At 68.0% G+C, this 6,139-nt stretch carries 7 protein-coding genes; 3 read left to right on the top strand and 4 right to left on the bottom strand.

The annotated features are described in order from the left end of the window. Nucleotides 1-210 precede the first annotated feature (210 nt). Nucleotides 211-1,611, top strand: coding sequence for a dihydropyrimidinase (hydA, locus tag AC2W7M_RS18065; RefSeq protein ID WP_486133793.1), 1,401 nt, complete (start codon nucleotides 211-213; stop codon nucleotides 1,609-1,611). Nucleotides 1,612-1,648: 37 nt separating this feature from the next. Here hydA and AC2W7M_RS18070 read toward each other — a convergent pair whose 3' ends face one another. Next, complete coding sequence (locus AC2W7M_RS18070; protein ID WP_486133782.1) at nucleotides 1,649-1,999, bottom strand: hypothetical protein; 351 nt, start codon at nucleotides 1,997-1,999, stop codon at nucleotides 1,649-1,651. 232 nt (nucleotides 2,000-2,231) lie between these two features. Between AC2W7M_RS18070 and AC2W7M_RS18075 the strand changes: the two genes are divergently transcribed. Further along, the gene (locus AC2W7M_RS18075) at nucleotides 2,232-2,618 is read left to right on the top strand and encodes a hypothetical protein (RefSeq protein ID WP_486133783.1); all 387 of its coding nucleotides are present in this window, start codon (nucleotides 2,232-2,234) and stop codon (nucleotides 2,616-2,618) included. A 189-nt stretch (nucleotides 2,619-2,807) separates the two neighbouring features. On the opposite strand, the gene AC2W7M_RS18080 is transcribed toward AC2W7M_RS18075, so the two are convergent. After that, entirely contained in the window at nucleotides 2,808-3,023 is a 216-nt protein-coding gene (locus AC2W7M_RS18080; RefSeq protein ID WP_486133785.1) for a hypothetical protein, read from the bottom strand. Nucleotides 3,024-3,118: 95 nt separating this feature from the next. Here AC2W7M_RS18080 and AC2W7M_RS18085 point away from each other — a divergent pair, with 95 nt between their 5' ends. After that, a complete protein-coding gene (locus AC2W7M_RS18085; RefSeq protein WP_486133787.1) occupies nucleotides 3,119-4,000 on the top strand; it encodes a helix-turn-helix transcriptional regulator in 882 nt (293 codons plus the stop codon). Nucleotides 4,001-4,033: 33 nt separating this feature from the next. Here the strand turns inward: AC2W7M_RS18085 and AC2W7M_RS18090 are convergent, their stop codons facing one another. Both AC2W7M_RS18090 and AC2W7M_RS18095 read right to left on the bottom strand, forming a co-directional pair. Further along, nucleotides 4,034-5,536 (bottom strand): amino acid permease, encoded by a 1,503-nt coding sequence (locus AC2W7M_RS18090; protein ID WP_486133789.1) that lies wholly within the window; start codon nucleotides 5,534-5,536, stop codon nucleotides 4,034-4,036. Between the two features lie 91 nt (nucleotides 5,537-5,627). After that, on the bottom strand, nucleotides 5,628-6,139 hold a 512-nt coding region (locus AC2W7M_RS18095), incomplete at its 5' end, for an ethanolamine ammonia-lyase light chain EutC (RefSeq protein WP_486133791.1).

A 6,139-nucleotide genomic window follows, 5' to 3' on the forward strand; every position in this document is an offset into this window, starting at 1 on the left:
AGAACGGGCGCGGCGCATGCGCCGATATGGAGCGTTGTTCGATGATGCGGCGCCGCGCGGCGCCTGCGCCGCGCTTGCGTGCCGTGCCCGTCTTCGCCGCCGTGCCGTCCATGATGCCGTCTGCTCCGTTGCGGGAATCGCGCCCGCCGACCGGTTCTAGCAAAACAACTCCAACACCGTGAAAGACTTGCCACCGTGAAAGACCTGCTTATGCCCGAGCGCGCGCCCGCCTTCGATCTCGTCATCCGCAACGGCCGGATCGCCACCGCCGCCGACGTCTTTTCCTGCGACATCGGCATCCAAGACGGGCGCATCGCCGCCCTCGGCGAGGGGCTCGCGGGACGGGAGGAGATCGACGCCACGGGGAAATGGGTGCTGCCCGGCGGCATCGACAGCCATGTCCACATCTCCCAGCCCTCGGGCGAGGGGATCGTGATGGCGGACGACTTCGCCTCCGCCACCCGCTCGGCGGCGCTGGGCGGCAACACCACGGTGCTGCCGTTCTGCATGCAGGAGAGCGGCGCCACCTTGCGCAGCGCGGTCAGCGCCTATCACGCCAAGGCGGACGGCGAATGCTACGTGGACGTCTCCTTCCACCTCATCATCACCGATCCGAGCGAGAGCGTGCTCGGCCAGGAACTGCCGGCGCTGGTGGCGGACGGCTACCCCTCCTTCAAGGTGTTCATGACCTATGAGGGCCTGGCGCTGAGCGACCGGCAGATCCTCGAAGTGATGGAGGTGGCGCGGCAGACCCGAGCGCTGGTGATGGTGCATGCGGAGAATTACGACATCATCCGCTTCCTCACCGACCGGCTGGAGCAGGACGGCCGCACCGCGCCGCGCTACCACGCGGCCTCGCGCCCGATCATCGCCGAGCGGGAGGCCACCTCGCGCGCCATCTCGCTGGCGGAGCTCTCCGACGTGCCACTGATGGTGGTCCACGTCTCCAACCGCGAGGCCATGGAGGAAATCCGCCGCGCCCAGGCGAAGGGGCTGAAGATCCTCGGCGAGACCTGCCCGCAATATCTGGTGCTGACGGCCGCCGATCTCGACGGCCTCAACATGGAGGGGGCGAAATATGTCTGCTCGCCGCCGCCGCGCGATCCGGCGAGCCAGGCGGCGTGCTGGGAAGGCCTCCAGCAGGGCGTGTTCGCGACCTTCTCCTCCGACCACTGCCCGTTCCGCTACGACGACCCCCAGGGCAAGCTGACCCCCAAAGGCCGCACCAGCTTCCGCTGGGTGCCGAACGGCATTCCCGGCGTCGGCGCGCGGCTGCCGATCCTGTTCTCGGAAGGCGTGGTGAAAGGGCGCATCGACATCAACCGCTTCGTGGCCGTTACCGCCACCAATCACGCCAAGGTCTATGGCCTCTATCCGAAGAAGGGCACGATCGCCGTCGGCGCGGATGCGGACATCGCCATCTGGGACCCGGAGCTGACGCGCACCCTGACCCATGCCGCGCTCCAGGACGGGTCCGACTACACGCCCTATGAGGGCATGGAGATCACCGGCTGGCCGGTGCTGACCATGGTGCGGGGCAGGGTGGTGGCGCGCGACGGAGTCTTGACCGGAGCCAAGGGCTTCGGTCAGCACGTCCCGCGCAGGCTTTGAGGCGCTCGGCGCCCTGTGCACTCCGGCCGGGGCAGGCTCAGTTGGGGGCCGCGTCTTCGTCCGGCACCACGGTCTGGGTGGAGGTGAGCAGCTTCGACTGCATCAGTTCCGCCACTTCCAGCATCTCGCTGCTCCATGCGAGCGCCGACTGCTGGAGGAAGGCCGCCTCCTTGGTGAAGGCGTTCGCCATGTTCTCTTCCTTGGAGAGTTCGGAGAACAGCTGCACCTGGTCCTGCATCTGCCGGCCGGCGAAGCGCTGGATGTGGGAGGCGACCTCGACCGGGCAGTCGAAGAAGCAGTTCTTCCAGAACGCAACCGGCCAGGCGACGGGCGGCGTGCCGGTGCTCCAGGCGCGCGTCAGGCCCTGAAATATGGCGGAATCGTTCATCTGAGCACCTCCCTGTGTGCCGCAGCGCCCCTGCGCCGACGGTTCGGTGATCGCCCCGCTCCAAAATCCTCACTCGCGCCGAATGGGTCCTTGCGCCACGTCAAACAGCGCGCGAGATAATCACTCTACAGGGCAACTGAAGGCCATCCGGCGCGCGCTGCCGGGCGCGGCCGTACCGGCCACTTGATCAACGCGCCCGCCCGCTTTTTGTTCCGCCATCGAGGAGACGCCCATGACCGAACTGCCCCCCGGCTTCCGCCAGATCCGGCTGGAGCTTGCGCGCGAAAAGGGCCATCCCGAGGGCGCGCGCAATTTCGGCTACAGCTTCGTCGCGCCGCTGGACGAGAGCGGCCATATCGACCCGGCGCTCTGGGCCAAGCACCGCGACGCCTGCCGCGTGTTGCGCTTCCGCCCGGACGAGGCGGCCGAGAGCGGCCATCTGGTGCGCCGCCCCGGCGGCAGCTGGGCCTTCCGCTATGATATCCACGGCACGGACGACGACGAGGCCGGCTACCGCTTCGGCGAGGAAAAGTTCGAGGTCGGCGAATACGTTTCGGTCCGCGAAGACGAGGACGAAATCCACACCTTCCGCGTGGTGTCGGTGGAGCCCCTGCGCTGAGCGCGGCCGGGCGGCGCGCGTTGCATCGCCTGGTTTGTAGAACAAGGGCGGGCGCCACACCCTGTTGCCCGTCCCTCCGCCGCGATTTGCGGCCGGCACGACCCAAATGGGGGGTGCGTTGGCGCCCGCCCCACAGACAATCGCGACTGATGTCGGTCGGCATTCGGACAATCGATCCAGCGGCCGGCGTCAACCAGCGATGGAGATGGCGATGGTCCGGTAGTCGTGGGCCCCGTCGCCATGGGTCGGGGCGCCATGGATCTGGGATCGCCGCAGTTCGATCGCCTGGAAAGCCGGCTGATCGATCTCATCTATGCTGCGTTGGTCGATGAGGGCGCCTGGGGCGACTTCCTCAGGGAACTCGCCACCTGCACCCCGAATGGCCAGAGCACCCTGTTCTTCCACGACGAATTCTCCGCGGCCGGGTCGATTTCGCTCTCGCACGGCGTGGACCGCGAATTCGAGCGCCTCTATCCCAGTATGCGCCCAAGAATCTGTGGATGCAGAATCTGCACAAGAGGCCGATCGGTCTGGGTGTGCGTTCCGAGTTCATGGTTCCGTTCGCCGACGTGAGGAAGTCTGAATACTACAATGATCTTCTGAAGTTGTTCGGCATCGAGTCGGGCATCGGCATCACGCTGCAGCGGTCCGGGTCGCTGAATTTCCTCCTGAGCGTCATCGGTGCCAGACAGGATGAGGCGGACGAACAGCGTGCCGCCGACATGCTGACCCGGCTCGCGCCCCATTTGACCCGGGTTTTCAAGATCTATGGCCAGGCTCAGGAGCGCTCGTCCTTGCTGGCGATGGGGCAGGCGCTTGCGGCCCATGAAACCGGTGTGATCCGCGTCGGTCCAGGACGGAAGATCCAGTGGCTCAACGACGCCGCGCACGCCATCCTGGAAGGCGGCGACGGCGTGCGCCGGGATGCGGCCGACCGCCTGCGGCTTGCGGATGAGGCCCTGGAGGACGCGCTCCGCCAGATGGTTGAACTGGGCGTGCCCCAGGGCGCGCGGCCGCGGACCCTGACCCGCATCATCCGCCGCGCGGGAGCGCCGTTGAAGGTCACGCTCGCCAGTTCCGGGCAGAGCCTGGTCGAACGCTATTTCGCCGGGCCGACCGTGACTTTGCTGCTGAGCGAGGAGCGGCAGGGGGGCACACCGCCCGCAGAGCAATTGGCGGCGACCTTCAATCTCACGTCGCGGGAGATGGAGGTGACGATGGCGCTCGTGGCGGGCCATTCCCTGCAGGCGATCGCCGCAACCCTCAACATCTCCTACGAGACGGCCCGAGCCCATCTGAAGCAGGTCTTCGCCAAGACCGGGACCCGGCGCCAGGCAGAATTGCTGGCGCGTCTTTACGGGATCAACGGCGCGCAGAGGTGAGCGTCGGCGCGGCGTCGGCGCGGACTTGCTCGGTCAATCGCTCCGGTATTCCGCCGTGCCCTTGGAGAGGGCGAACGCCTCCTCGGGGGAGAGCACCAGCTTGTGCCGCCCGAACGCCGCGAAATAGGCGATGCCCACCGCGAACCAGATCGCCACCCCGATCACCCCGTTGCGGTAGACGGGATCGGCGAGCTGGTAGGCGATGGTGACGAGGGCGATGGCGATGGTCAGCACCGCGCCCGGGATGCCGAAGGGGCTCCGGTAGGGCCGCGCGATCTGCGGCATGTTCTTGCGCAGGAGGATGAAGGACAGCGCCTGCATGACATAGGACAGCATGGCGCCGAACACCGCCATGTTGAGCAGGGTGCCGCCGATCGCCGCCGCGCCCGCCTCGGCTCCCAGCGCGAACCAGATGACGAGCATGATCGCGAGCCCGACCGCCGCGCCTGCGGCCATGGCCACATGCGGCGTCTTGCGCCCGCCATGGGTGAGGGAGAGCCCGCGCGGGAAGTAGCCGGCGCGCGAGAGCGAGTAGATCTGCCGCCCCTGGGCATAGATGATGGCGTGGAACGAGGCGATCAGGCCGATCACGGCCACGCCCGCCAGGACCTTGGCGAGCCCGTCGCCGTAGAGCGCCTTGAAGCCGTCGAGCAGCGGCTCGAGCGAGGTGGAGAGGCCGAAGGCGCCGTTGGCCACCGAGGAATTGAGCCAAAGGATCATGAAGGCGGAGACGATCAGCGTCGCCATGCCGAGCATGATGCCCTTGGGCATGTCGGTCTTCGGGTCCACCGATTCCTCCGCCGCCAGCGGCAATTGCTCGATGGCGAGGAACAGCCACACCGCGAACGGCAGCGCCGCCAGCGCGCCGCCGATGCCGAACGGCAGGAACGGCCCGCCGCCGTTCGGCAGCTCGACCGCCGTGCCGTCCGGGCCGACGCCGATGTTGAGCGCCCAGCGCGAGACGTCGGCGACCGGGATCGCGCTGACCCAGAAGGCGACGAGGCAGGCGAGCGCGGCGAGCGTGACCACCAGCGTCACCCGGAACGACAGCGCCACGCCGACGATGTTGAGGCCGACGAAGATCGCGTAGCCGAAGATCCAGTACACCGGCTGGAAGGCGGTGGGCGTGCCGAAGATGGAGCCGAGATAGGAGCCGATGAACGACACCACCACCGCCGGGGTGATGACATATTCCACGTTCTCGCACAGGCCGGTGATGAAGCCGCCCCACGGCCCCATGGTGGTGCGGGCGAACGAATAGGCCGCGCCGGTGTGCGGCAGGGCCGGCGACATCTCGGCGATGGAGAAGGTGAGGCCGAGATACATCACGGCGATGATGATCGCGGCGATGAGCATGCCGCCCCAGCCGCCCGAGGCGAGGCCGAGGTTCCAGCCCGAGAAATGCCCCGAGATGACCGCGCCCACGCCGAGCGCCCAGAGCGACCAGACCCGCGCATGGCGCTTCAGCGCCCGCTGCTCGAAATAGGCGCCGTCGACGCTCGTATAGGTCACGCCCGCCTGCTTGCGCTCAGCCATGACTCAGGCCTTTCCGTATCGGGACTGCATCGTGCGCGATGCATACCTCACGGGAGAGCAAAAGGCATTCCGTTCAGAGATTTACCCAGGGTCACCGCGGCAAGGCGGCGGGCGGCCTCCCATCCGCCAGCAGCAGGTCGCTCTCGTCCTTCAGGTCGACGCCGGTGAGGCCGAGCTTGAGCGCCTGCACGAGGTGCCAGGCCAGCTTGAAGGCGGCGAGGTCGTAGGAAAGACCCTCGGGCCGCACATTGGAGATGCAGTTGCGCTCGGCGTCCGAGCGGCCCCTCCTGGGACCGAAGGTGAGGTAGAGGCCGAGGCTGTCGGGCGAGGACAGGCCCGGCCGCTCGCCCACCAACAGCAGGCAGGCGCGCGCGTGGAGAAGCTCGCCCACCTCGTCGCCCAGGGCGACCCGCGCCTGCGCGGCGATCGCGACCGGCGAAAGGCTCCAGCCCTGCCGCGCGATCCAAGGCTTCAGCGCGGAAAGGAAGGGCGCGGTGTGGGCATGGATGGCGGCGGAGGAGAGCCCGTCGGCCACCACGATGGCGAGATCGCGCGGCGGCGCCGCGAGCGCGGCGAGGCGCTCCCCGGCTCGCGGCCGAGAGC

Source organism: Xanthobacter sp. BG11Y11_SDJG (assembly GCF_057364445.1).